This window comes from Streptomyces sp. NRRL F-5755 (assembly GCF_001279365.1).
Classification (GTDB): Bacteria; Actinomycetota; Actinomycetes; order Streptomycetales; family Streptomycetaceae; genus Streptomyces; species Streptomyces rimosus.
The window spans coordinates 37,886-63,221 of the sequence record NZ_LGCW01000305.1; the positions used below are offsets into that span (position 1 = coordinate 37,886).

At 73.3% G+C, this 25,336-nt stretch carries 21 protein-coding genes; 12 read left to right on the forward strand and 9 right to left on the reverse strand.

Annotated elements, in window-relative coordinates:
* The first annotated feature begins 74 nt into the window (after nt 1-74).
* Nucleotides 75-551 (forward strand): MarR family winged helix-turn-helix transcriptional regulator, encoded by a 477-nt coding sequence (locus ADK86_RS34820; protein WP_030595585.1) that lies wholly within the window; start codon nt 75-77, stop codon nt 549-551.
* Between the two features lie 151 nt (nt 552-702).
* On the opposite strand, the gene ADK86_RS34825 is transcribed toward ADK86_RS34820, so the two are convergent.
* Nucleotides 703-2,094 (reverse strand): sensor histidine kinase, encoded by a 1,392-nt coding sequence (locus ADK86_RS34825; RefSeq protein WP_053700221.1) that lies wholly within the window; start codon nt 2,092-2,094, stop codon nt 703-705.
* A 4-nt stretch (nt 2,095-2,098) separates the two neighbouring features.
* Nucleotides 2,099-2,761 carry a response regulator transcription factor gene (locus tag ADK86_RS34830; RefSeq protein ID WP_053700203.1) on the reverse strand — a complete coding sequence of 221 codons (663 nt, stop codon included), beginning with the start codon at nt 2,759-2,761 and terminating at the stop codon, nt 2,099-2,101.
* Nucleotides 2,762-2,889: 128 nt separating this feature from the next.
* Here ADK86_RS34830 and ADK86_RS34835 point away from each other — a divergent pair, with 128 nt between their 5' ends.
* The gene (locus ADK86_RS34835; protein WP_053700204.1) at nt 2,890-3,555 is read left to right on the forward strand and encodes a PepSY domain-containing protein; all 666 of its coding nucleotides are present in this window, start codon (nt 2,890-2,892) and stop codon (nt 3,553-3,555) included.
* Nucleotides 3,556-3,622: 67 nt separating this feature from the next.
* The gene (locus ADK86_RS34840; protein WP_053700205.1) at nt 3,623-4,507 is read left to right on the forward strand and encodes a DUF2268 domain-containing protein; all 885 of its coding nucleotides are present in this window, start codon (nt 3,623-3,625) and stop codon (nt 4,505-4,507) included.
* Nucleotides 4,508-4,768: 261 nt separating this feature from the next.
* On the opposite strand, the gene meaB is transcribed toward ADK86_RS34840, so the two are convergent.
* Together meaB and ADK86_RS34850 are read right to left on the reverse strand one after the other, a co-directional pair.
* The gene (gene meaB, locus ADK86_RS34845) at nt 4,769-5,737 is read right to left on the reverse strand and encodes a methylmalonyl Co-A mutase-associated GTPase MeaB (RefSeq protein ID WP_053700206.1); all 969 of its coding nucleotides are present in this window, start codon (nt 5,735-5,737) and stop codon (nt 4,769-4,771) included.
* A gap of 27 nt (nt 5,738-5,764) precedes the next feature.
* Nucleotides 5,765-6,940 carry an acetyl-CoA C-acetyltransferase gene (locus ADK86_RS34850; RefSeq protein WP_053700222.1) on the reverse strand — a complete coding sequence of 392 codons (1,176 nt, stop codon included), beginning with the start codon at nt 6,938-6,940 and terminating at the stop codon, nt 5,765-5,767.
* 173 nt (nt 6,941-7,113) lie between these two features.
* On the opposite strand from ADK86_RS34850, the gene mce reads away from it, so the two are divergent.
* From mce to ADK86_RS34885, 7 genes are all read left to right on the forward strand, one after another.
* Nucleotides 7,114-7,587, forward strand: a complete 474-nt coding sequence (gene mce / locus ADK86_RS34855; RefSeq protein WP_053700207.1) for a methylmalonyl-CoA epimerase — start codon at nt 7,114-7,116, stop codon at nt 7,585-7,587.
* Nucleotides 7,588-7,786: 199 nt separating this feature from the next.
* Nucleotides 7,787-12,031, forward strand: a complete 4,245-nt coding sequence (gene scy / locus ADK86_RS34860; RefSeq protein ID WP_053700208.1) for a polarized growth protein Scy — start codon at nt 7,787-7,789, stop codon at nt 12,029-12,031.
* 114 nt (nt 12,032-12,145) lie between these two features.
* On the forward strand, nt 12,146-13,084 hold the full coding sequence (locus ADK86_RS34865; protein WP_030374566.1) for a cellulose-binding protein: 939 nt from the start codon (nt 12,146-12,148) through the stop codon (nt 13,082-13,084).
* 235 nt (nt 13,085-13,319) lie between these two features.
* Nucleotides 13,320-14,369, forward strand: coding sequence for an ATP-binding cassette domain-containing protein (locus tag ADK86_RS34870; protein ID WP_053700223.1), 1,050 nt, complete (start codon nt 13,320-13,322; stop codon nt 14,367-14,369).
* Between the two features lie 2 nt (nt 14,370-14,371).
* On the forward strand, nt 14,372-15,145 hold the full coding sequence (locus ADK86_RS34875; RefSeq protein WP_053700209.1) for an ABC transporter permease: 774 nt from the start codon (nt 14,372-14,374) through the stop codon (nt 15,143-15,145).
* A 216-nt stretch (nt 15,146-15,361) separates the two neighbouring features.
* A complete protein-coding gene (locus ADK86_RS34880) occupies nt 15,362-16,618 on the forward strand; it encodes an ABC transporter ATP-binding protein (RefSeq protein WP_053700210.1) in 1,257 nt (418 codons plus the stop codon).
* A complete protein-coding gene (locus ADK86_RS34885) occupies nt 16,615-17,928 on the forward strand; it encodes an ABC transporter permease subunit (protein ID WP_078952459.1) in 1,314 nt (437 codons plus the stop codon). Before ADK86_RS34880 ends, ADK86_RS34885 begins: the two co-directional genes overlap by 4 nt.
* Before the next feature lies 1 nt (nt 17,929).
* Here ADK86_RS34885 and ADK86_RS34890 read toward each other — a convergent pair whose 3' ends face one another.
* Nucleotides 17,930-18,247, reverse strand: coding sequence for a hypothetical protein (locus ADK86_RS34890; protein WP_030374571.1), 318 nt, complete (start codon nt 18,245-18,247; stop codon nt 17,930-17,932).
* Between the two features lie 188 nt (nt 18,248-18,435).
* Here ADK86_RS34890 and ADK86_RS34895 point away from each other — a divergent pair, with 188 nt between their 5' ends.
* Nucleotides 18,436-19,464 (forward strand): LLM class flavin-dependent oxidoreductase, encoded by a 1,029-nt coding sequence (locus ADK86_RS34895; RefSeq protein ID WP_053700211.1) that lies wholly within the window; start codon nt 18,436-18,438, stop codon nt 19,462-19,464.
* A 238-nt stretch (nt 19,465-19,702) separates the two neighbouring features.
* Here the strand turns inward: ADK86_RS34895 and ADK86_RS34900 are convergent, their stop codons facing one another.
* Complete coding sequence (locus ADK86_RS34900; protein ID WP_053700212.1) at nt 19,703-20,095, reverse strand: SCO5389 family protein; 393 nt, start codon at nt 20,093-20,095, stop codon at nt 19,703-19,705.
* 214 nt (nt 20,096-20,309) lie between these two features.
* On the opposite strand from ADK86_RS34900, the gene nucS reads away from it, so the two are divergent.
* Nucleotides 20,310-20,969, forward strand: a complete 660-nt coding sequence (gene nucS / locus ADK86_RS34905) for an endonuclease NucS (protein ID WP_030595623.1) — start codon at nt 20,310-20,312, stop codon at nt 20,967-20,969.
* 111 nt (nt 20,970-21,080) lie between these two features.
* On the opposite strand, the gene ADK86_RS34910 is transcribed toward nucS, so the two are convergent.
* From ADK86_RS34910 to ADK86_RS34920, 3 genes are all read right to left on the reverse strand, one after another.
* On the reverse strand, nt 21,081-23,594 hold the full coding sequence (locus ADK86_RS34910) for an AAA family ATPase (RefSeq protein WP_053700213.1): 2,514 nt from the start codon (nt 23,592-23,594) through the stop codon (nt 21,081-21,083).
* Between the two features lie 294 nt (nt 23,595-23,888).
* On the reverse strand, nt 23,889-24,212 hold the full coding sequence (locus ADK86_RS34915) for an STAS domain-containing protein (RefSeq protein ID WP_003981297.1): 324 nt from the start codon (nt 24,210-24,212) through the stop codon (nt 23,889-23,891).
* Between the two features lie 270 nt (nt 24,213-24,482).
* Nucleotides 24,483-25,331, reverse strand: coding sequence for a 3-hydroxyacyl-CoA dehydrogenase family protein (locus tag ADK86_RS34920; protein ID WP_030595630.1), 849 nt, complete (start codon nt 25,329-25,331; stop codon nt 24,483-24,485).
* Between the last annotated feature and the right edge of the window lie 5 nt (nt 25,332-25,336).

Genomic DNA, 25,336 nt, shown 5'->3' on the forward strand with positions numbered 1-25,336 from the left:
CCCGGCCGAGCGCCTGAGCCATGTCACAGCCATGACTTAATTCGATATTCAACTTCCACGGGTAGAATTCATTCATGACGACCGACAGCGACACTCCCTGGCTGACCGACCAGGAGCAGCGTGCCTGGCGCACCCACCTGGACGTCAGCAGGCTGCTGATGCACCAGCTGGAGCGGGACCTGCAGCCGTTCGGACTGACCAACAACGACTACGAGATCCTGGTCAACCTCTCCGAGGCCGAGGACCGGCGGCTGCGCATGAGCGATCTGGCCGCCGCCACCCTGCAGTCCAAGAGCCGTCTGTCCCACCAGATCACCCGTATGGAGAACGCCGGCCTGGTGCGCCGCGAGAGCTGCGAGTCCGACCGCCGCGGGCTGTACGCGGTGCTCACGGACGAGGGCTGGGACACCATGCGCCGGGTCGCGCCGCACCACGTCGCCTCCGTGCGGCGCCACTTCATCGACCTGTTCACCACGCAGGACCTGGAAGCGCTGCGCACGTCCCTGACGCCGGTGGCGGAGCATCTGCGGGGCCGGCGGGGGAAGATCTGACGGGCTGACGAGTGCGCCGTCGGGGGGACGGTACGTCTGACAGCCACGCCGTCGGATGACGGTACGTGACCGGGGACCCGTACGTGACCGGGCGCCGCGTGGCCGGTTGCGGCGCCCAGGGAGCGGGACGCTACGCCGGACGGCCGGGCCGCTACGCCACCGGCAGGCGTAGTTCGAAGACCGAGCCCGTGCGGACAGTCAGCGTGCCACCGTGCCGCTCGGCTACGTCACGGGCGATGGCGAGGCCCAGTCCGGCCCCGCCGTCGTCACGGCTGCGGGCGTCGTCCAGCCGGACGAACCGCTCGAAGATCCGCTCCCGTTCCTCCGGCGGCACCCCGGGCCCGTCGTCCTCGACCCGCAGCACGGCCCACTCCCCCTCGCGCGCCACACTCGCCCGTACGGACTCCCGCGCGTGCCGCTGCGCGTTGTCCAGCAGGTTCCCCAGCACCCGCCCGAGCTGACCGCGCGACCCGGCGACCTCCACGCCCGCAAGCTCGCCCACCTCCACGGCGATCCGGTCGCCCACCCGCTGCGAGACCTCCTCGCGCACCAGCGCCGCCAGGTCGATCCGCGCGTCCGCCGGCCGCTCCCCCGCGTCCAGCCGCGCCAGCAGCAACAGGTCCGCCGCCAGGTTCTGCAGCCGTACGGCGTCCTCCACGGCGCCCGGCGTGTCCAGCAGCTCCGGATGCGCGATGCCCACCTCAAGCTGCGTCCGCAGGCTCGCGATCGGGCTGCGCAGCTCGTGCGAGGCGTCCGCGACGAACCGCCGCTGCCGCTCCACCGACTCCTGGAGCGCGCCCAGCGTCTCGTTGGTCGTCCGGGCCAGCCGGTCGATCTCGTCCCGCGAGCCCGGCTCCGGCACCCGCCGCGACAGATCCGTACTGGCCGTGATCGCCGCCATCTCCCGGCGGATGCCCTCCACCGGGCGCAGCGCCCGCCGCGTGACCAGCCAGGTCACCCCGGCCACGACCAGCAGCAGGCAGGGCAGCCCGATGAGCATCGCGGTGCGCACCGAGCCCACCGCCTCCCGCTCGGCCGCCAGCGGCGCCCCGGCCCGTACGACGGCCTTGGCGCCCTGGGTGTCCTTCGCCTCGACGGTGGCGAACCGGTAGTCCGCCGTACGGTGGCCGACCGTCGCCGTACCGCCGGTGTGCCGCGCCTTGTCCTCGACCTCGCCCGGCTTGATCTCGCGGTCGTCGTCATCGTCGTCGGAGTCGCGCGGCTGCCCGGTGGGCGGCGTCTGCTGCGCGGTGACGGCCTTGCCGTCCACCGCCCGTACGTCCTCGCCCGCCGCCAGCACCCGGCCGTCCTCGGACAGCACCACCACCGGGCGGTCGTCGCCGTCGGGGAGGTCCAGCTTGCCGTACGGCTTGCCGGTCGCGATCTGCGTGGCGACCTCGCGGGCGGCGTTCTCCGCCTGGAGGTCGGCCTGGCCCACGAGGTTGTTCTTGAGGACCAGGAGGAGGGCGGTGCCGGCGGCGACCAGGGCGACCGCCACGACGAGCGAGGCGCCCAGCGCCGCCCGGACCCGTACCTTTCCGATGACCCTACGCACCCGGCACCAGCCGGTACCCGGCGCCGCGCACCGTCTGGATCGCCGCGGCGCCCAGCTTGCGGCGCAGCGCGCTCACGTACACCTCGACGATGTTGTTGTCGCCCTCGTACGCGAAGTCCCACACGTGCTCCAGGATCTCGGCCTTGGAGACCACGTCGCCCGCGCGCAGCGCCAGTTGCTCCAGCACGGCGAACTCCTTGGCGGTCAGCGTCACCTCCACGCCGGCCCGCTCCACGCGGTGCGCGCCCTGGTCGATGCTCAGCTCCCCCACGCGCAGCACGGGCAGCGCCGTCCGCCCGCGGCGGCGCAGCAGCGCCTTCACGCGGGCCACCAGCACCACGTACGAGAACGGCTTCGTCAGGTAGTCGTCCGCGCCGGTGTCCAGCCCCTCGGCCTCGTCGTACTCGCCGTCCTTGGCCGTCAGCATCAGCACCGGCACCTCGTTGCCCGCCGCGCGCAGGGCGCCGCACACGCGGTAGCCGTTCATTCCCGGCAGCATGATGTCCAGGATCACCAGGTCGTACGTGCCCTCGCCCGCCCGGTGCAGGCCCTCCAGGCCGTCGTGCACCACATCGACCGCGTACCCCTCGGCCCGCAGTCCCCTGGCCAGGGACAGGGCCAGTCGCTTCTCGTCCTCCACGATCAACAGGCGCATGCGCCCACGATGCCACTGCTCACCTGAAGCCCGCTTCAGGTGGCTTCAGGTCCGCTTCAGGTCGGCCGCGCCACGGTGGATCACGTCATCGAGCAGGACCTCACCTCATGGATCGGGGAGATATCGCTATGAAGCGCAACATCGTCATTGCCACCGTTGCCGCGGCCGCGCTGATCGGCGGCGGGACCGCCACCGCCGTGGCCTTCGGCGGCTCCGGGGCGTCGGATGCGTCGTCCACGGCGGGCGCGTCGTCCGCGTCGTCCGCGTCCACGCCGCGGTCCAGTGTCAGCGTGCCGGACGACGACGTGAACGAGGACGCGCGGGAGGCCAAGGCCGCGACCGTCTCCGCGCCGCAGGCCGCGGCGGCCGCGCTGAAGGCCACGCCCGGCACGGTCACCGGCATCGACCTGGACCAGGACCGGCCCGGTCTGGTCTGGGAGGTGGACGTGCTCGGCAAGGACAACAAGTGGCACGAGGTGACGCTCGACGCCGGCAACGCGAAGGTTCTGAACCAGCGCGTTGAGCACGAGGACGACGACGATCACGGTGTCGCGCGTGCGCGTGCCGAGCTGAAGGGGGCGTCCGTCGGTGCGGTGGCGGCTGCGGAGAAGGCGGCTGCTTCGTACGGGACGGTGACCTCCGTGGACCTGGACGACGACCACCGCAGCAGCGCTGTGTGGGAGGTCGAGACCGTCACGAAGGACGGCAAGGAGCACAAGCTGAACGTCGACCCGCGGTCGGGGAAGGTGTCGGTCGCGCCGCGGGACGGTGACGCCGATGGCGCCGACGACTGAGGGTTCGCGGCTTTTGTGACGTCGCGGCTTGAGCCTCACGCAGCGTGAGGCTCTACGGTCCCGGGTCATGAAGATTGTTGTGCATGACACGGCGTCCGCCATGGCCGAGCTCCTCCGGCGCCCGCTGGAGGAGCGGCCCGACGCCCTGCGGGACATGCTCAGCCCGCTGCAGGACGCGATGTCCGTCGGGGGCGTCGACCTGATGCAGATGCATGAGATGGGCTGCGGCTTCCGGATCGACCGGGAGGATCCGCGCTACCTGGCCGCCCTGGAGCGGATGCGGGGCGCGCGGGTGTGGGAACGGGTGGAGGAACAGCTCGGTGCGGCGTGGGAGCGGCTGCGGCCCGTCGTCGCGTCGGGGCTCCGGGCCGCCGACACGGTGCATGTGGTGCTGGTGCTCGGTGATCCGGACGATGACCTGCTGATGCGTAATGCCGGGTACACCGGGCTGGGCGGGTTTCCGGGGGCGATTCATCTGACGATGTGGCCCACGGAGGTCAGCCTGGCGAAGATCGGGTATGCCGCGGCGCATGAGCTGCACCACAACGTGCGCTACGCGAATGTGGTCTGGGATCCGGTGGCGGTCACGGTGGGCGAGCAGGTGGTGGCTGAGGGGCTGGCCGAGGCGTTCGTGCGGGAGGTGGCGGGGGCGGAGGCGATGGGGCCCTGGGCCACTGCGCTGTCGGGGGCGGAGCTGGATGCTGCGTACGGGACGGTTGTGGGGGCGGTCGATGTGGCGGGGATGGGGAATCTGCCGCCGTATGTGTACGGGGATGCGGTTGCTCGGCGTATGGGGCTTACGCCTGTCGGGTTGCCGGATAACGCTGGGTATGCGGTGGGGTTGCGCATCGCGGATGCGCATCTGGGTGCTTCGGGGGTGAGTGCGGCGGAGAGTGTGGGCTTGTCGGCTCGGGAGGTTCTTACGAGTGCGGGGGTGGTTACTGAGGCGTGACCCCGGCGGGGGTTCGCCTTGGCGCTTTGGGTTCGGTGGGTGGGGGCTCGGGGCCCCGCTGACGGGGTCTCTCTCCCCCAGCCTCCGGCCGGGGGTGCCCCCACGTTGCCTGGAGCGGCCGAACAGTTTGGACGCAACCGGGGCTTCGGTCGCCTGCGGTGAGACCCCTACGTGTCCCCGAGCCCGGTCCGTTTGCGGCTTTCCCGCCACCGTGGCTGGGGTCTTTACAAGCCCCCAGTCCTGGGCGTGGGGCGCGTCGGTCTAGCCCGCCGTCTCCTCCCCCGTAAGCCCGGCGATCAGTTCGTCTGCCGCCGCGTACGGGTCCAGTTCTCCTGCGGTGATGCGTTCTGCCAGTACGGACAGGCGGCGGTCGCCTCGGAGGTCGCCGATGCGTTCCCGTAGTTGGGTTACGGCGATGGTTTCGACCTCGCGGGCTGCTCGGGCGCGGCGGCGTTCCGCCAGGACTCCGCGCTCCTCGCTCCATGCTCGGTGCTTTTCCAGGGCCTCTACCAGTTCGTCGGTGCCTTGGGCGCGGGCCGCGACCGTTTTGACGATCGGGGGGCGCCAGTCGCCGGGGGCCCTTGCCTCGCCGAGGCCGAGCATGTGGTTGAGTTCGCGGGCCGTGGCGTCGGCGCCGTCGCGGTCGGCCTTGTTGACGGCGTAGACGTCGCCGATTTCCAGGATTCCGGCCTTGGCCGCCTGGATGCCGTCGCCCATGCCCGGTGCGAGGAGTACGACCGTGGTGTCGGCCTGGGAGGCGATGTCGACCTCGGACTGGCCGACGCCGACGGTCTCCACGAGGATCACGTCGCAGCCTGCGGCGTCCAGGACACGGATGGCCTGGGGGGCGGCCCATGCCAGGCCGCCCAGGTGGCCCCGGGTGGCCATGGAGCGGATGTAGACGCCGGGGTCGGAGGCGTGTTCCGACATGCGGACGCGGTCGCCGAGGAGGGCTCCGCCGGAGAAGGGGGACGACGGGTCGACGGCGAGGACGCCGACCCGTTTGCCCGCTCGGCGGTAGGCGGTGACCAGGGCGGAGGTGGACGTGGATTTGCCCACGCCGGGGGAGCCGGTCAGGCCCACCACGTAGGCGTTGCCGGCCAGGGGGGCCAGGGCCGCCATCACTTCGCGCAGTTGCGGGGACGCCCCTTCCACCAGCGAGATCAGCCGGGCCACGGCCCGCGGCCGGCCCTGTCGTGCCTGTTCCACCAGTTCGGGGACGTCCACCACTGCCCTGTTCCTCCCGGTTCGGTTGGGTTACTTGCCCGGTACGCGGATGATCAGTGCGTCGCCCTGGCCGCCGCCGCCGCACAGTGCCGCCGCGCCCACGCCGCCGCCGCGCCGGCGCAGTTCCAGGGCGAGGTGGAGCACGATGCGGGCGCCGGACATGCCGATCGGGTGACCGAGTGCGATGGCGCCGCCGTTGACGTTCACCTTTTCCGGGGACACCCCGAGGTCCTTCATTGACTGCACGGCCACCGCGGCGAACGCCTCGTTGATCTCGATCAGGTCAAGATCTTCGACCGCGAGGCCGGACTTGCCCAGTGCGTGCCGGATCGCGTTGCTGGGCTGGGACTGGAGGGAATTGTCCGGGCCCGCCACGTTGCCGTGGGCGCCGATCTCGGCGATCCAGTCCAGGCCCAGTTCCTCGGCCTTGGCCTTGCTCATGACGACCACCGCGGCGGCGCCGTCGGAGATCTGGGAGGAGGAGCCCGCCGTGATGGTGCCGTCCTTGGCGAAGGCGGGGCGCAGCTTGGCCAGGGTCTCGGTGGTGGTCTCGCCGCGGATGCCCTCGTCCTTGCTGAAGACGACCGGCTCGCCCTTGCGCTGCGGGATCTCCACGGGGGTGATCTCCGCCTCGAAGAGGCCGTTCTTCTGGGCGGCTGCGGCGCGCTGGTGGGAGCGGGCGGCGATCTCGTCCTGCTCGGCGCGGCCGATGCCCAGGCGGGTGTTGTGCTTCTCGGTGGACGCGCCCATGGCGACGTTCTCGTACGCGTCGGTGAGGCCGTCGTGGGCCATCGAGTCGAGCATCTCGACGGCGCCGTACTTGAAGCCCTCGCGGGACTTGGGCAGCAGGTGGGGCGCGTTGGTCATGGACTCCTGGCCGCCGGCGACGACCACGTCGAACTCGCCGGCGCGGATCAGCTGGTCGGCGAGGGCGATGGCGTCCAGGCCGGAGAGGCAGACCTTGTTGACGGTCAGGGCCGGGACGCTCATGGGGATGCCGGCCTTGACGGCGGCCTGGCGGGCGGGGATCTGGCCCGCGCCGGCCTGCAGCACCTGACCCATGATCACGTACTGCACCTGGTCGCCGCCGATGCCCGCCCGGTCCAGCGCGGCCTTGATGGCCACGCCTCCCAGGTCGGCGCCGGAGAAGCTGCGCAGGGAACCCAGCAGGCGGCCCATGGGGGTCCGGGCGCCCGCGACGATCACGGAGGTGGTGCTGGACGTACCGTTCGCTGTCGACATCAGCGCGGCCCTTCCTGTACAGGGAGGTTAACGAGGGTTCCCGTCAATGTACTGAGGGGTAGGCGCCGGGTCACCGGGCTGCGGGTGTGATCGCGCGCACGTTGCGTAACCACGCGTGCGAGCGGTGCACTGGAGGCATGCTGACGCGAATCGACCACATCGGGATCGCCTGCAAGGACCTCGACGCGACCGTCGAGTTCTACCGTGCCACGTACGGCTTCGAGGTGTTCCACAGCGAGGTCAACGAGGAACAGGGCGTCCGCGAGGCCATGCTCAAGATCAACGATACGCCGGACGGCGGCGCCTCGTACCTCCAGCTCCTGGAACCGACCCGGGAGGACTCCGCGGTGGGCAAGTGGCTCGCCAAGAACGGGGAGGGGGTGCATCACATCGCCTTCGGTACCGCGGATGTGGACGGGGATGCGGAGGCTGTCCGGGAGAAGGGGGTTCGGGTGCTCTATGACGAGCCGCGGGTGGGCTCCATGGGGTCGCGGATCACTTTTCTGCACCCCAAGGACTGCCACGGCGTGCTGACCGAACTGGTCACCGCGGCGCCCCACGAGGGAACTGCCACCCCCTCTTCCACGTCTCCCTCCACGACAGAGCACTGACCTTTCCCTTCCCCGGCCGGTAGAGTGCACCTTCGGCCGGGGGCCGGGTCGGGGCTCGGTCCACACTCCGCCGATGATCTGACACCATTTCTTCGGAAGGGTCAGCTCCAGTACGCGTCCCGCACGAGGCATTTCGGGCTGCGCACGAGCAGATGGGAGCCGGCCGCCACCATGACCAGGGGACGGATGGGACCGCGCAGTGCGGGGCAACGACCGCTACGAGGCTGACGACCACCTCTCGCAGTTCGAGGCCGAGATGGAGCGGCTGAAGACGGAGCGGGACAAGGCGGTCCAGCACGCCGACGACCTCGGCTATCAGGTCGAGGTGTTGCGAGCCAAGCTCCATGAGGCGCGGCGCACCATCGCGTCCCGCCCCGCTTACGACAACGTCAGCCACCAGGCCGAGCAGCTGCTGCGCAACGCCCAGATCCAGGCCGACCAGTTGCGTACGGACGCCGAGCGCGAGGTGCGCGAGGCGCGTGCCCAGACGCAGCGGCTGCTGCAGGAGCAGGCCGAGCGCCAGGCGCGCATGGAGGCCGACCTGCACGCCGAGGCGGTCGAGCGGCGCCGGCGGCTGGACGAGGAGCTGAACGAGCGCCGCCAGACCGTCGAGTCGCACGTCAACGAGAACGTGGCCTGGGCCGAGCAGCTGCGCTCCCGTACGGAGGCGCAGGCGCGCCGCCTGATGGACGAGACGCGCGCCGAGGCCGAGCAGGCGCTGGCCGCCGCCCGCGCCGAGGCGCAGCGGCTGGCCGAGCAGACCCGCGCCCGGCTGGGCAGCGAGGCCGAGCAGGCCCGCGCGGAGGCCGACGCGATCCTGCGGCGTGCCCGTACGGACGCCGAGCGGCTGCTGAACGCCGCCTCCACCCAGGCCCAGGAGGCCACGGACCAGGCCGAGCAGCTGCGGACCAGCGTCGGTTCGGAGACCGAGGAGGCGCGGCGGCAGGCCGCCGAGCTGACGCGTACCGCCGAGGCCCGGATGCAGGAGGCCGACCGCGCGCTGCGCGAGGCACGCGCCGAGGCCGAGAAGCTGGTCACCGAGGCGCAGGAGAGCGCCACCAAGCGGCTGTCGGCCGCCGAGTCGGACCAGGAGCAGCGGCTGCGGACCGCCAAGGCGGAGATCGCGCGGCTGGTCGCCGAGGCCACGAAGGAGGCCGACGCGCTCAAGGCCGAGGCCGAGCAGCTGCGCGCCGACGCCCGCGCGGAGGCGGAGCGGCTGGTCGCCGAGGCGCAGGAGGCCGCCAGGTCCAAGGCCGCGGAGGACTCCGCGGCGCAGCTCGCGAAGGCCGCCCGGACCGCCGAGGAGGTGCTGACCAAGGCGTCGGAGGACGCCAAGGCCACCACCAAGGCCGCCGCCGAGGAGGCCGAGCGGGTCCGCCGGGAGGCCGAGGCGGAGGCGGACCGGCTGCGCGGTGAGGCGCACGACACCGCCGAGCAGCTCAAGGGCGCCGCCAAGGACGACACCAAGGAGTACCGCGCCAAGACCGTCGAGCTCCAGGAGGAGGCGCGCCGGCTGCGCGGCGAGGCCGAGCAGCTGCGGGCCGAGGCGGTCGACGAGGGCGACCGGATCCGGGCCGAGGCGCGCCGCGAGGCGGTCCAGCAGATCGAGGAGGCGGCCGGCCGGGCCGAGGAGCTGCTGGCCAAGGCGAAGGCCGACGCCGAGGAGACCCGGTCGGGCGCCGGCGCGGAGAGCGAGCGGGTCCGTACCGAGGCCATCGAGCGGGCCACGGCCCTGCGCAAGCAGGCCGAGGAGGTGCTGGAGCGCGCCCGCGAGGAGGCCGAGGAGCTGCGCGGCGAGAGCGAGGAGGCCGCCGCCGCGCTGAAGGCCGAGGCCGAGGAGGCCGCCCGGCAGCTGCGTGCGGAGGCCGAGGAGGCCGCCGCCGAGCGCCGTACCGAGGCGCAGGAGGAGCTGGACCGGCTGCGGGCCGAGGCGGCGGAGAAGGTCACCGCCGCCGAGGAGGCGCTGCACGACGCCCGCGCCGAGGCCGAGAAGCTGCGCCGGGAGGCGCAGGAGGAGGCCGCCAAGCTCAAGACCGAGTCGGCGGAGCGGCTGCGCACGCTCCAGCAGCAGGCCGAGGAGGAGGCCGAGCGGCTGCGCTCGGAGGCGGCGACCGACGCGTCCGCCGCGCGCGCCGAAGGCGAGTCCGTGGCCGTACGGCTGCGCAGTGACGCCGCCGCCGAGGTGGAGCGTCTGAAGACCGAGGCCCAGGAGACCGCGGACCGGGTGCGCGCGGAGGCTGCCGCCGCCGCGGAGCGTACGGGCGCCGAGGCCGCCGAGGCGCTGGCCGCCGCCCAGGAGGAGGCGGCCCGCCGCCGCCGGGAGGCCGAGCAGCTGCTCGGCGAGGCCCGCGACGAGGCCCACCAGGAGCGCACCGCCGCGCGCGAGCAGAGCGAGGAGCTGCTCGCCTCGGCCCGCAAGCGGGTCGCCGAGGCGCAGGAGGAGGCGGAGCGGCTGGTCGAGGAGGCCGAGCGGCGCGCCGCCGAGCTGGTCGCCGCGGCCGAGCAGACCGCCCAGCAGGTGCGGGACGCGGTCGCCGGACTGCACGAGCAGGCCGAGGAGGAGATCGCCGGGCTGCGCTCGGCCGCCGAGCACGCCGCGGAGCGTACGCGCACCGAGGCGCAGGAGGAGGCCGACCGGGTACGGTCCGACGCCTACGCGGAGCGCGAGCGCGCTTCCGAGGACGCGGCCCGCACCCGCCACGAGGCGCAGGAGGAGGCCGAGGCCGCCAAGGCGCTCGCCGACCGCACGGTCGCCGAGGCCATCGCGGAGGCCGACCGGCTGCGCGCGGAGGCCGACAGCACCCTCGACGAGGCGCGCGAGGCGGCCGGCAAGGCCCGTACGGACGCCGCCGAGCAGGCCGACAGCCTGATCGCGGAGGCCACCGCGCAGGCCGAGAAGATGGTGGCGGACGCCTCCGCCAAGGCGCAGCAGCTGCGTACGGACGCGTCCGACGCGCTGGCCTCGGCCGAGCAGGACGCCAACCGGGCCCGCGCGGAGGCCCGCAACGACGCCAACCGGATGCGTTCGGACGCCGCCGAGCAGGTGGACCAGTTGCTCACCGAGGCCCGCGCGGAGGCCGAGCGGATCGTCACCGAGGCGACCGAGCTGACCTCGTCGGCGCAGGACGACGCGGACCGCACGGTGCGCGAGGGCCGGGAGGCCGCCGAGCGGCTGCGCGCCGAGGGCGAGCAGCGCGCCGCGGAGCTGGTCGCGGAGGCGACCGCCGAGGCGGAGCGGCTGCGGACGGAGGCCGCCGAGGCGCTGGAGACCGCGCGCCAGGAGGCGGAGCGGATCGGCGACGAGGCGCGCGAGGCGGCGAACAAGACCCGTTCGGACGCAGCCGAGCAGGCCGACCAGCTGATGTCCGAGGCCGGCAGCGAGGCCGAGCGGCTGCGCGCGGACGCCGCGGAGGCCGTGGCGGGCGCCGAGCGGGACGCGGACCGCACCCGGGCCGACGCCCGCGAGCAGGCCGACCGGATGATCGCCGAGGCCACCGCGGAGGCGGACCGGCTGCGCGCGGAGGCGGCGGAGACCGTCACCTCGGCGCAGGAGCACGCCACTCGTACGCGTGCCGAGTCCGAGCGGATCAAGGAGGAGGCCGAGGCGGAGGCCGACCGGCTGCGCACCGAGGCGCTGGAGGAGTCGGAGCAGACCGTCGACGCGGCCCGCAAGGACGCGGCGCAGCGCCGCGCGGACGCCGCCGAGCAGGCCGACCAGCTGATCGCCAAGGCGCAGGAGGAGGCGCTGAAGGCGGCGACCGCCGCCGAGGAGCAGGCCGACACGATGGTCGGCGCGGCCCGCAAGGAGGCCGAGCGGATCGTCGCGGAGGCCACCGCCGAGGGCAACGGGTTCGTCGAGAAGGCCCGTACGGACGCGGACACGCTGCTCAGCGAGGCCCGCGGGGACGCCACCGCGATAAGGGAGCGCGCCGAGGAGCTGCGCACCCGTATCGAGAGCGAGGTCGAGGAGCTGCACGAGCGGGCCCGCCGGGAGTCCTCGGAGACGATGAAGAACGCCGGGGAGCGGGTCGACAAGCTGATCGCGCAGGCCACCCAGCAGCAGGCGGAGGCCGAGGAGAAGGCCAAGCGCATGGTGTCGGACGCCAGCAGCGAGGCCAGCAAGGTCCGCATCGCCGCGGTGAAGAAGGCGGAGGGGCTGCTCAAGGAGGCCGAGCAGAAGAAGGCCGAGGCCGTACGGGAGTCGGAGCGGATGCGCGCCGAGGCCCGCGCGGAGGCGGAGCGGATCGTCGAGGAGGGCAAGCGCGAGCTGGAGGTGCTCGTGCGGCGCCGCAAGGACATCAACGCGGAGATCTCCCGTGTCCAGGACGTGCTGGAGGCGTTGGAATCTTTCGAGGCGCCGTCGAACGGTGGTGGCAAGGAAGGGGCGAAGGCTGCCGCGGGAGCGGGCGCAACTCGTTCGAGTGGCAAGCAGTCTGAGGGGTAGCCACCCAAATGAGGGGCCATTCTCCACTTCAAACGCGCAATGACTCGATGACACGCCGTTGCGGCCCCTAGGATTCCCTTTATCACCTCACCGGTCTCTTTCGACAGGAACCCCATGAGCGACACTTCCTCCCCCTACGGCTTCGAGCTCGTGCGGCGTGGGTACGACCGCGGTCAGGTGGACGACCGCATCTCGAAGCTGGTCGCCGACCGCGACAGCGCCCTGGCCCGCATCACCTCCCTGGAGAAGCGGATCGAGGAGCTGCACCTCGAAACGCAGAACGCCCAGGCCCAGGTCAACGACGCCGAACCGTCCTACGCGGGCCTCGGCGCGCGCGTGGAGAAGATCCTCCGGCTGGCGGAGGAAGAGGCGAAGGACCTGCGCGAGGAGGCCCGGCGGGCCGCCGAGCAGCACCGCGAACTGGCCGAGTCGGCCGCCCAGCAGGTACGCAACGACGCCGAGCAGTTCGCGTCGGAGCGCAAGGCCAAGGCCGAGGACGAGGGCGCCCGCATCGTCGAGAAGGCGCAGGGCGAGGCGACCGCGCTGCGTGCCGAGGCGCAGAAGGACGCGCAGTCCAAGCGGGAGGAGGCGGACTCCCTCTTCGAGGAGACCCGCGCCAAGGCCGCGCAGGCCGCCGCGGACTTCGAGACCAACCTCGCCAAGCGCCGCGAGCAGTCCGAACGGGACCTGGCCTCGCGTCAGGCCAAGGCCGAGAAGCGGCTCGCGGAGATCGAGCACCGGGCCGAGCAGCTGCGGCTGGAGGCCGAGAAGCTGCGCACGGACGCGGAGCGCCGGGCCCGCCAGACGGTGGAGACGGCGCAGCGCCAGGCCGAGGACATCGTGGCCGACGCGAACGCCAAGGCGGACCGGATCCGCAGCGAGTCCGAGCGGGAGCTGGCGGCGCTGACCAACCGCCGGGACTCGATCAACGCCCAGCTGACGAACGTCCGCGAGATGCTCGCCACGCTGACCGGCGCGGCGGTCGCCGCGGCCGGCACCCCGGCGGACGAGGAGCCCATCTCCCGCGGCGTCCCGGCGCAGCAGTCGCGCTGAGGCGCCGTTCGCCGTTGTGACGCCGGTGCGGCCGGTGGGCTCCCGCAGCCCGCACCCGTGACGGCCGGTACCGCGCCCGACGGCGGCAGACGCGCTCCGCCCGCCCCACCTCTCTTCGGAGGCCGGGCGGGCGGAATGCTTTTTTCAACAGTGGTACGACCTGACAGGCGCCCCGTGGGCGGCGCCCGGTACGCCCGAGATGCGGGGTTCCTGACCCCCGCTTAGCGTGCTGTACATGATCGAAGTCGAGGGGCTGACCAAGCGTTACGGCGACAAGCTCGCCGTGGACGGGCTGACCTTCACCGTACGGCCCGGTGTCGTCACCGGATTCCTCGGCCCGAACGGCGCCGGCAAGTCCACGACCATGCGGATGATGCTCGACCTGGACCATCCGACGTCGGGACGGGTCCGTATCGACGGCCGCCGCTACCGGCAGCTGTCCGACCCCCTGGCCTCCCTCGGCGCCCTCCTCGACGCCAAGGCCGTGCACGGCGGCCGCAGCGCCTACCACCACCTGCTGTGCCTGGCGCAGAGCAACGGCATCCCGCGCGCCCGCGTCCACGAGGTGCTGGACACGGTGGGGCTGACCCCGGTGGCCAAGAAGCGCTCCAAGGGCTTCTCGCTGGGCATGGGCCAGCGCCTGGGCATCGCGGCGGCGCTGCTCGGCGATCCCCGCATCCTCATGTTCGACGAGCCGGTCAACGGCCTCGACCCCGAGGGCATCCACTGGATCCGCAACCTGATGAAGGGTCTGGCCGCCCAGGGCCGGACGGTGTTCGTCTCCTCGCACCTGATGAGCGAGATGGCGCTGACCGCCGAGCACCTGATCGTCATCGGCCAGGGCCGGCTGCTGGCGGACACCTCGATGGCCCGGTTCATCCAGGAGAACTCCCGCTCGTACGTACGGATGCGGTCGCCGGAGCGCGAGCGGCTGCTCGACGTGCTCCGGGAGGGCGGGTACGCGGCGGTGCCGGCCGGCGACGCGGTGGAGATCGACGGGGCGAGCGCCGCCGACCTGGGCGAGCTGGCCGCGCGGCACCGGCTCGTCCTGCACGAACTGAGCCCGCAGCAGGCGTCGCTGGAGGAGGCGTTCATGCAGCTGACCGCCGGGTCGGTGGAGTACCACGCGCATACGACGGAGGCGCCGCGGGCGGCGGAGGGCGGCGTACCACCGGGCGCCGCTGACGTACCGGGAGCACCAGGCACACCAGGCGCACCGGGAGCGCCGGGCGCGCGGCCCGGCGGCTGGGGTGCCGACTGGCGGAACAAGAAGCGGGGGGCGTGACGATGGCGGCCGTCCCCCAGGTCCTGAGGTCGGAATGGACCAAGATCCGCTCGGTGCGGTCCACGGTGTGGACGCTGGGCGTCGCACTGGTCGTCACGGTCGCGCTGGGCGCGCTGATCTGCCTGCTCTCCGCGAACGACTTCGGCAGCACGGCGCCCCGCGACCGGTCCGGCTTCGATCCCGCCGGCACCAGCTTCGCGGGCATGGGCCTGGGCCAGCTGGCGATGATCGTCTTCGGGGTGCTGGTGGTCTCCAACGAGTACAGCACCGGCATGATCCGTACGTCGCTGGCCGCCGTACCGCAGCGCGGCGTCTTCCTCTTCTGCAAGATCGCCGTGGCCACCCTGCTCGCCCTGGCCGTCTCCTTCGTGACGGCCTTCCTCTCCTTCTTCGTCGGCCAGGCGATGCTGGGCGACCACGCGACGTCGCTCGGCGACCCGGGCGTGCTGCGCGCCGTGGTGGGCGCCGGGCTCTACATGACGGTGATCGGGGTGTTCGCGATGGGCGTGGCGACGATGCTGCGCAGCCCCATGCTGGCGCTGGGCACCCTGATGCCGTTCTTCTTCCTGATCTCCAGCATCCTGGGCAACGTCTCGGCCACCCGGAAGATCGGCCGGTACCTCCCCGACCAGGCCGGCGCGCGGATCATGCAAGTGGTGCCGCCGGCCGGGCAGGACGTGCCGTACGGGCCGTGGGGCGGGTTCGGCATCATGCTGGCCTGGACGGCCGCCGCCCTGCTGGGCGGGTACCTGCTGCTGAAGCGGCGCGACGCCTGAGGGAAGCGTGCGAAACCGGGCTGCATCTGAGACGGGCAGCGTCTGAAACCGGGCCGCCCCTGAGACCGGGCGCCCGGCATCCGGCGCGGCCCCCCGCGTCCCGTGCGCCCCACCCGTCCGCGTTTTGACGGGAACCGTCAGCTGCCCGATAACCTCCTAACCCTTACGGGGGTACGAGAGCACCTCTGCCCCGAACCATCTTTCGAGGGGCGGAGAATGATCGAGGCAGTCGGCCTGACGAAGCGCTACGGCGCCAAGACGGCCGTGCACAACCTGTCGTTCCAGGTGCGGCCGGGCACCGTCACGGGCTTCCTGGGGCCCAACGGCTCCGGCAAGTCGACGACGATGCGCATGATCCTGGGGCTGGACACCCCGACCTCCGGGCGCGTCACCATCGGCGGCATCCCGTTCCGCAAGGTGCCCAACGCCCCGCGCCACGTCGGCGCGCTCCTCGACGCCAAGGCGGTGCACGGCGGCCGCAGCGCCCGCCAGCACCTGCTCTCGCTCGCCCAGCTCTCCGGCATTCCGGCGCGCCGGGTCGACGAGGTGCTCGGCGTGGTCGGCCTCCAGGAGGTGGCCCGCAAGCGCTCCAACGGCTTCTCGCTCGGTATGGGCCAGCGCCTGGGCATCGCGGCGGCGCTGCTCGGCGACCCGCAGGTGCTGCTCTTCGACGAGCCGGTCAACGGCCTGGACCCGGAGGGCATCCTGTGGGTCCGCAACCTGATGAAGCAGCTGGCAGCCGAGGGCCGTACGGTCTTCGTCTCCTCGCACCTGATGAGCGAGATGGCGCTGACCGCCGAGCACCTGATCGTCATCGGCCGCGGCCAGCTGCTCGCGGACATGCCGGTCAAGGACTTCATCTCGGCCAACTCCGCCGACTTCGCCCGGGTACGCACCCCGGACACCGATCCGGAACTGCGCGAGAAGCTCGGCTCGGTGCTCGGCGAGGCGGGCGCCCAGGTCGTGCCGGAGCCGGACGGCGCGCTGCGCGTCACCGGGCTGCCGCTGCCGCGCATCAGCGACCTCGCCCACGGCGCGGACATCCGCCTGTGGGAACTGTCGCCGCACCAGGCGTCCCTGGAAGAGGCGTACATGCAGCTGACGCAGAGCGTCGTGGACTACCGCTCGACGACCGACCAGCGCGCCGGTCTCCAGCAGCAGGTGGCCGCTCCCGCGCCGCAGGGCCCCGGCATGCCGGGACAGCAGCCGCCGCAGGGGTACGCGCCGCAGCCGGGTCCGTACGGGCAGCCCGCCCACCCGGGGCAGCCGAACCCGTACGCGCAGGCACCCGGCGGCGCTCCGGGCCAGGGATACGGCTACCCGCCGGCGGCCGGGCCGGGCGCGCCGTACGGACAGCCGAACCCGTACGCGCAGCCGGGTCCGCAGGCCGGTGCCCCGGCGCCGATGCAGCCCGCCGCCCAGCCCGCCGCCCCCGCCGACATCTCCAAGCCGCACACCGAGGACGCCCGATGACCAGCCCTCAGCAGCCTCAGCCGCAGCCTGAGCCGCACGACACCGCCGCCCCCGGCGCGGCCGCCCCGATGCCCCCGGCCGGGGCGCCCGAGCCGCCCGCGCAGGCCCCCGCCGAGCAGCCGGAGCCCCGGCCGCTGGCCGCGCACCCGCAGCCGGAGCAGCCTCCGGCCCAGGCGCCGATGCCGCCGCAGGCCGGTCCCGCGCCGCAGGAGGGCGGCCCGGCGCGCGAGGCGGGCACCATGATGCTCCAGGCCCAGCAGCTGCCCGCCGCCGCGCCCGGCAAGGAGGCCGGGACGATGATGCTCCAGGCCCAGGCGGCTCCGCAGGGCGCGCCGCTGCCCCCGCAGGGCGCGCCCAAGGACGCGGGCACCATGACGCTCCAGGCGCAGCAGCCGCCCGCCGCTCCCCCGCAGCAGCCGCCGTACCAGCCGCAGCAGGCCGCGCAGCAGCAGGCCCCGCAGCCGCCCCGGCAACAGCAGATCCCGGCCGCCTGGCAGGCCGCCGGCCCCGGCGGCGCCGCACCGGCCTACGTCTCGCCGATCCCGGTCCGCCGGACGAACCTGGGCCACGCCCTTGCCTCCGAGTGGACGAAGATCCGCTCGGTGCGCTCCACGATGTGGACGCTGGGCGTGATGATCGTGCTGAACGTCGGCATCGGGCTGATGATCGCGCTGCTGCTGTCGGACCCGTACCGGACCGCCGACCCGGTCCTCGGCTCCGCCTGGCTCGGCCTGCTGCTCGGGACGCTGTGCGTGATCCCGCTCGGCGTGCTGGTGATCTCCTCGGAGTACGGCACGGGCATGATCCGTACGACGTTCACCGCCTGCCCCAGCCGGGGCCGGGTGCTGACCGCCAAGGCGATCGTGCTCTTCGGGCTGACCTTCGTGATCACCACGCTCTCCACCACCCTGGTCGCGGTGGTGCACGCCGGGATGCTCAACGGCCCGGCGCCCACCGGTGACCAGTGGCTGCGCGCCACGATCGGCTCCGGTCTGTACGTGGCCGTGCTGAGCCTGCTGGCCCTGGGCGCCGGCGCGCTGCTGCGGCACTCGGCCGGCGCGATCAGCGCGATGACGGGCCTGGTCCTGCTGCCCATGCTGCTGGCCGTGTTCATGATCAGCTCGGAGAGCCTGCGGCCGGTCGCGAAGGCCATGATCGAGTACTCGATCCCCAACAGCCTCGGCGCGCTCTACGACCAGCCGTTCCTGGGCAGCGGCCCGTCCGGCTGGCAGCCGCTGCTGATCCTCGTGGGCATCACCGCCGTCGTCCTCGGCGGCGCGTACGCGGCGCTGGAGAAGCGCGACGTGTAGGTCAGTACCTCGGCGCGTTACGGGACCGCTGGAGCCGCGCGCTCCGGCGGTCCCGTGCGTTCCAGCACGCCTTGTGCCAGTGTCTGCGGTCGTCCACGTCGCCCTCCCGCGGCCAGGCGACGACGTGCGGAACCCCGGGCGGGATCTCCTGGTCGCAGCCCGGGCAGCGGTAGTGCTTGGCCGCACCGCCGCCCCCCAGGTGCCGTACGACCCAGTCCTCGCCGCGCCACTCCTCGGTACGTTCGAGACCGTAGCGGCCTGCGCCCGAGTGGTCGGCTGGCTTCTCACCGCCGCGGGGACGGTTTCGACGCGGGGACACTGGGCACCTCGGGAAATCTACGGGGTCACGGGCCGTCACCACCCTACGCGGATCGGTCATGGGGTCCGCCGCCTGCCACAATCCTGCGATCATCGGGAAACTTCGCCCCAGGCCGTGCCCTTGGCACGTGTCACCCGTTGTTGCCTGTTAGGGGGATGTCGCGTCGGCTGCGAGGAGGCAGAAGAGCGATGCGCGTTGGGGCATTCATCCTGGCCGCTCAGTTTCCCGGCCAGGGACAGGGGGAGACACTGCACCGCGCGGTGCGGTCCGCCGAGGTCGCCGAGGAGGCCGGGCTGGACGCGGTCTGGCTGGCCGAGCACCACTTCATGCCGTACGGGGTCTGCCCGTCGGCGGCGACGCTGGCCGCGCTGCTGCTGGGACGTACGCGCAGAATCGGCGTCGGCACCTCCGTCAGCGTGCTGCCGACCCAGCACCCGGTCGCCCTCGGGGAGCAGGCGGCGCTGCTGCACCTGATCTCCGGCGGCCGGTTCACCCTCGGGGTGGGCCGCGGCGGCCCCTGGGTGGACCTGGAGGTCTTCGGCACCGGTCTGGACGCCTTCGAGAAGCACTTCCCCGAGTCGCTGGACCTGCTGCTGCGCTGGCTGCGCGAGCCGCGGGTCGGCGCCGCGGGGGAACGTCACTCCTTCCGTGAGGTCGCGGTCGTGCCGCGGGCCTGTGAGTCGCTGGAGATGCCGGCCGGTCCGCCGGTCGTCCTGGCGTGCACCTCGGCCGGGTCGGTGCGGCTGGCCGCCGAGCGCGGGCTGCCGATGCTGCTGGGGATGCACTGCGACGACGAGGAGAAGGCCGGGATGGTCGCGCAGTGGCGCCGTCTGTCGCTGGCGGCCGGGCGGGACCCGGCCGAGGTCGCGGCGGCGGAGCACATCTCGGCGGGCGTGGTGCAGGTCGGCGACACCCGTCAGGGCGCGGCCGAGGTGCTCACCAAGGCCATGCCGGGCTGGCTGCGGCGCGGCCTCGCGGCCCATGAGACGGTCGACGGCCGCTACCGCGCCATGCGCGACCCGCTGGCGTACACGGAACTGCTCTGCGACCTGCACCCGGTGGGGCCGCCGCGGCTGTGTGCCGACCGGCTGGCGGCCTCGGCCGGGCGGACGGGCATCCGGCGCTTCGCGCTGCTCGTGGAGGGCTCCGGCGATCTGGCGGCCACGGAGGAGAACGTCCGTCGGCTGGGCGCCGAGGTCCTGCCGCTGCTCCGCTGAGACGGGCGCCCGCGAGGGTACGGCGGCCCGCGCGGCCCGTCCGGTGACACCGGGCCGGGTGGCCGCGGGCCGCGTACCGCCTGGCTCGGTGGCGCCGGTCCCCGGGCCGGTGACCGGAGGGCGCCGAGGAGGGGGCCGTCAACGCAGCGTGACAGTCCCCGAGTTGGCCGACACTGCCGCCGGTGCGGCGGCGACGTACGGTGCCGCGTCCCGCGTGCGCGGCGGCAGCGTCACCCGGTCAGCAGTCGCGCAGCTCGGGCGACTGGTTCAGCAACTGGCCCCGGACGGAGGTGAACTTGGCCAGCCTGTCGTCCACCGCCGGGTCGAGCGGGAAGACCGCTACCCGGTGACAGTTCTGGAATGCCAGGCGCACACCGAAGTGGCGCTCCAGGGACCCGCGTATCGCGTCACTCGCCAGCGCACGCAGCAGCTGACCGCGCGCCTGCTCGTCCGGCGGCGGCGTCTGGTTGTCGGCGAACTGCCCGCCGTCCACCTTCAGCCGGACCGCCAGCGAGCTGATCATCTCCCATGCGTACGGCAGGGAGGCCCGGACGCAGTCGACAAATTCCGCTTCGTCGACCTCGCCTCGCTCGGCCTGTTCGAGGAGGGCCGGTGAGACGTCGAGCGACATGAGGTTCTCCTCTCGCGGCCCCGCCGGAGCGGGGCCTCAGGGATCGGACGGGAGGCTCGCGACGGAGCGTGTCCGTATCACGACCCCCCGCTTCAACGTTAGGCCGCTCCCCCGGCCCGCACCAGGAGATTGCCGAGACAACCGGCCACCGGGGAACGGGGCGGTCCAGGGGCGAATCGCGTCCGCGGCCCCCGGTCGAGTAGCGTGGCGCACCATGCGTCTCGTCATCGCCCGTTGCTCCGTGGACTACGCGGGCCGGCTCAGTGCCCACCTCCCGTCGGCCCCCCGCCTCATCCTCGTCAAGGCGGACGGTTCGGTCTCCATCCATGCGGACGACCGCGCCTACAAACCCCTGAACTGGATGTCCCCGCCGTGCACCCTCAAGGAGGGCGACGGGGTGTGGACGGTGGAGAACAAGGGCGGCGAGAAGCTCATCATCACCCTGGAAGAGGTGATGCACGACTCGTCCCACGAGCTGGGCGTGGACCCGGGCCTCATCAAGGACGGGGTGGAGGCGCACCTCCAGGAACTGCTCGCCGACCGGATCGAGACGCTCGGCGACGGCTATTCGCTCATCCGCCGCGAATACCCCACCGCCATCGGCCCGGTGGACATCCTGTGCCGGGACGCGGACGGCGGGACGGTCGCCGTGGAGATCAAGCGGCGCGGTGAGATCGACGGTGTCGAGCAGCTCACCCGCTATCTCGAACTGCTCAACCGCGACCCGCATCTGGCCCCGGTCAAGGGCGTGTTCGCGGCCCAGGAGATCAAGCCGCAGGCCCGGGTGCTGGCCACCGACCGCGGCATCGGCTGCGTCGTCCTGGACTACAACGCGCTGCGCGGCATCGAGGACGACAAGCTGCGCCTGTTCTGAGCGTCCGTACCGAGCGCCTTTCCTGAGCGCGCCGGTACGGACGACGACGGCCCGGTACGGGAACGCCCGCCATGGTGGCGGACGGTCGCGTACCGGGCCGTTGTGCTGCGCTCAGCCCTCGTTCGTACCGCCGGTCAAGCCCCCGCCGGTCGTCGGGGCGTCCCCGCCGGTTGTGCCGCCGCCGGTCGTGCCGGAGCCGGTGGTGGTCGCCGAGGCGCTGCCGGTGCCGCCGCTGCCGGTGCTGCCCGAGGAGCCCGTGGGCTCCTGGCTCGTCGGCTTGTCGGTCGGCGTGGGCTTGTCCGTCGGCTTGTCGGTGGGCTTGTCCGTGGGTTTGTCGGTCGGCTTGTCGGTGGGCTTGTGCGTGGGCCTGCCGGTCGGGCTGGTGCTGCCGTCGGTCGGCCGCGTCGTCGGGTCGGTCGGGCGGGTGCTGCCGCCGGTCGGTCCGCCGGTCGTCGGGTCGGTGGCGTCACCGGTCGGGCCGGTGCTCGGCTGCGCGCTGGTGCCCGGGGTGCCGGGCGACGCCGAGCGGTGGCCGGTGACCGTGCCGGGGCGGCCGCCCTGCCCGGTCCGGGTGCTGTCGGTGCCCGGCTGGTCGGCGGGCAGGCCGTCGTCGCTCTGTCCCGTCCGGGCGGACTGCTCGGTCGTGACCTTGTTGCCCGTACCGTCGTCGGACCCGGAGACCGCGCCCAGCGTGACGACGGTGCCCAGGACGGCGACGAGCAGCGCTCCGGCGCCCGCGGCGACCAGGTTGCGCCGGGCGCCGAGCACCAGGGCGGCCTTGCGGCCCTTGGCGGGGCCGCCCGCGCCCTTGTCGGAGGCCACGCTGCGGGTGACGACGGTGGGTGCCGTCGCGTCGACGGCCGGGGCGGCGGCGAGCCCGGCGGGCACTCCGCCGGGCGGCGAGGCCGACTCCTCCGTCCGCGCGTCCGGGATCTCCTCACCGGCCGGGGCCGTCCCGGCGGGCGGGGTGAACGTGCCGGAGCGGTCAGCGACCAGGGCCAGCGCGCGCCGTCCGGCGACCGCGCCGCGCCGGTCGGAGAGCACGCCGCGCAGCCCTATCGACGCCTCCAGCTCGGCCCGCGCCCGGTCCAGATTGCCGGTGCACAGCGCGAGGACGCCCAGCTCGTGGTGGAAGTACGCCTCCTCGGCCACCTCCCCGGCGATCCGGGCGGCCTCGGCGCCGTGCCGCAGGCTGCGCTCCCAGGCGCTCCAGTGCAGGGCGGCGGCGAAGGCCGGGGCGGCCGTACGGGCCAGGAGCACGGCGGCGCTGGGGTGGCCGCCGTCCCGGCTGCCGGTCAGCACGCCCATCGCGGCCAGGATCGCGTCGGACTCGGCGGCGGCCCGCTCCGGGGTGACCGAGGGGTGCCCGGCCCACCAGGCGTAGTGCTGGGCGGCGGTCAGTGCCCGCTCCCCCGCGTCGTCGGCGTACCCGGCGTCCGTGAGCTGGTCCTGTACGGTCGCGGCGAGCCGGTAGTGGCCCCCGGCCGGGGTGATCAGCCCGCAGCCCAGCAGATCGCCGAGGGCGGCGTCCGCGTGGGTGTCCTGGGCGAGCGCGGGCAGGTGCGCCTGGTGGGGCAGCTCGCCGCCCAGCGCGACCGCGAAGCGCAGCGTCTCGCGTGCGGCCTCGCCCAGCCCGGCGGCGATCAGCGGCGCGGGCGAGGCGGCCTCGGCGACGGTCGGCAGCGGCCGCTCGTCGCCCGCGGGTACGTCGCCGGACGGCTCGCCGTACGCCTCGAAAGCCCCCGCACGCTGCCGCAGCAGCGCGCCGGCCTGCACGAAGCGCAGCGGCAGCCCCTCGGACTCGAACCACAGATCGGCGGCCCACGCGGCCTCTTCGTCGGTGAGCGGGCGGCCGACGGCGCCCTCCAGCAGCTCCCGGCAGGCGTCGCGGCTGATGCCGCCGAGGAAGACCTCTTCGAGGTGAGAGCCGGGCGAGGGGGCGGCGACATCGGGGGTGGCGGCGAGCAGGAAGGCGCACTCGGGCGTGGCGCCCAGCAGCTCGTCCAGCGCGGCGCCGCCGAATTCGAGGTCGTCCAGGACGACGATCGCGCCGATCTCGCCGAGCAGGCGCAGCAGCTCACCGCGGTCGGGGCGGTGCAGCGGGGCCCGGTGGACGGCGGCGAACAGCTCGTACATCACGTCGGTGGGCGTGCGGCGGTAGCCGGACAGGCGCACCACGCCGTCCGGCGCCACGCCGTCGCAGGCGGTGGCGACGGCGTCCAGCAGCCGGGTGCGGCCCGAGCCGGAGGGGCCGGTGACGCGTACGGATCTGCCGCGGGACAGCAGCCGCACCAGTCTGCCGGTCTCCCCGGCGCGCTCCAGCAGCGCGGCGGGGCGGCCGGCGGCGACCGGGACGGCGGGCGGGGCCGCGGCGCGCGCCAGTTCGGCGCGCTCCTCGGGGCCGTGCTTTCCGGGGACGGCGGGCTGCTCGCCGGGCGGGCAGGGTTCGATCTCGCTCCCGTCGACCGGGTTGACGGTGAGGAGGTAGGGGCCCGATACGAGCTGTACGGTGCGGGCGGGGCCGCCGGAGGCGGCGCCGGGGCCGCCGTGCGCGGGCGCCGGCGTCGTCGCAGGGGCGTCCTGCTCGCCGTACTCCTCAGGTCCCCGGTTCGTGTTCGGGTCCATGGTGAAATGCCCCCCAGATGCGCTTGGCGTGCCGTCCGACCGATTGTGTCCCGGCCGTCCGCACTCCCCCAGCCTCCGGCCGGGGGACTCCCCCGGCCGCCGCTTCTGGTCCGGTGCCCGCCGCGCGGCGTACCGGACGGCGGAAAACCGAACCTTAGACCTTGGCCCAGTATCTACGAAGCGCCGGGGTCCGTTCCTGCCCGGAACGTCACAGTGTTGTGAGAATCCTTCGGTATGCGGCTTTGATCTTGGATTCTCGCGGCGGTACGCGCCCGCGTGCGCCGGCCGGGGCCCTCAGACCCGCGGCAGGCTCTCGGCCTCGATGCCGCCCTCGATGGCGAGGATGCGGTGCAGGCGGGTGGCGACCAGGAGCCGCTGCATCTGGGGCGGTACGCCGCGCAGCACCAGCCGGCGGTTGGCCCGCCCGGCGCGGCGGTGCGCGCCCATGATGACGCCGAGGCCGGTGGCGTCCCAGGAATCCAGGCCGGTCAGGTCGAGCACCAGGTCGCCCTGTCCGGAGTCGACGGCGGTGTGCAGGACGGTACGGGCGTCCGCCGCGCTGCGGACGTCGAGGCGGCCCCCGACGACCAGCTCGGCGTGGTCGCCCCTGATGTGCATATGTGCTCCCCGGGTGATGAGTGCTCGATCGTTACGTCTACAGAACTGACTGCCTCTCATGCGGCGAAGTTGCCGCCTGTAAGCGAACCGATACCGAATTCACCCTGGGGGGTGAAGGCCGCCGGACCCGTGCGGGTGACGCGCCGGGTGCCGTGCCGGTGCCGCCGCGGCCGGCCGGCGGACCGGCCGCCCGGCCGCGGCGGTACCGGACCCGGCGCCTGACGCGGCGTCAGTGCGGTGCCGCGGGGCCCGGAGCCGTCCGATGCGGTATCAGTGCTCGTAGAAGCCTTGCCCGCTCTTGCGGCCGATATCGCCGGCGTCCACCATCCGCCGCATGATCTCCGGCGGCGCGAACTTCTCGTCCTGCGACTCGGTGTAGATGTTGTCGGTGGCGTGCAGCAGGATGTCCACGCCGGTCAGGTCGGCGGTGGCCAGCGGGCCCATGGCGTGCCCGAAGCCCAGCTTGCAGGCGGTGTCGATGTCCTCGGCGGTGGCCACCCCGGACTCGTACAGCTTCGCCGCCTCGACGACCAGCGCCGAGATCAGCCGGGTGGTCACGAAGCCGGCCACGTCGCGGTTGACGACGATGCAGGTCTTGCCGACCGACTCGGCGAACGCGCGGGCGGTGGCGAGGGTTTCGTCGCTGGTCTTGTAGCCGCGCACCAGCTCGCACAGCTGCATCATCGGCACCGGCGAGAAGAAGTGGGTGCCGACCACCCGCTCGGGGCGCCCGGTGGCCGCCGCGATCTTGGTGATCGGGATGGCGGAGGTGTTGGAGGCGAGCACCGCCTCGTCCTTGACCAGCTTGTCCAGGCTCTGGAAGATCTCCCGCTTGACCTCGATCCGCTCGAAGACGGCCTCGACGACGATGTCCGCGTCGGCGGCCGCGTCCAGGTCGGTCGTGGTGGTGATCCGGCCCAGCGCCCGCTCCGCGTCCTGCGCGGTCAGCTTGCCCTTGCCCACGAACTTCTCGTACGACTTCTCGATGCCGCTGCGGCCGCGGGCCAGCGCCCCGTCCGTCACATCGCGGAGGACGACCTCCCAGCCCGCCTGGGCCGAGACCTGCGCGATGCCGGACCCCATCAGTCCGGCCCCGATGACGGCGAGCTTCTTTGCCACTGGCT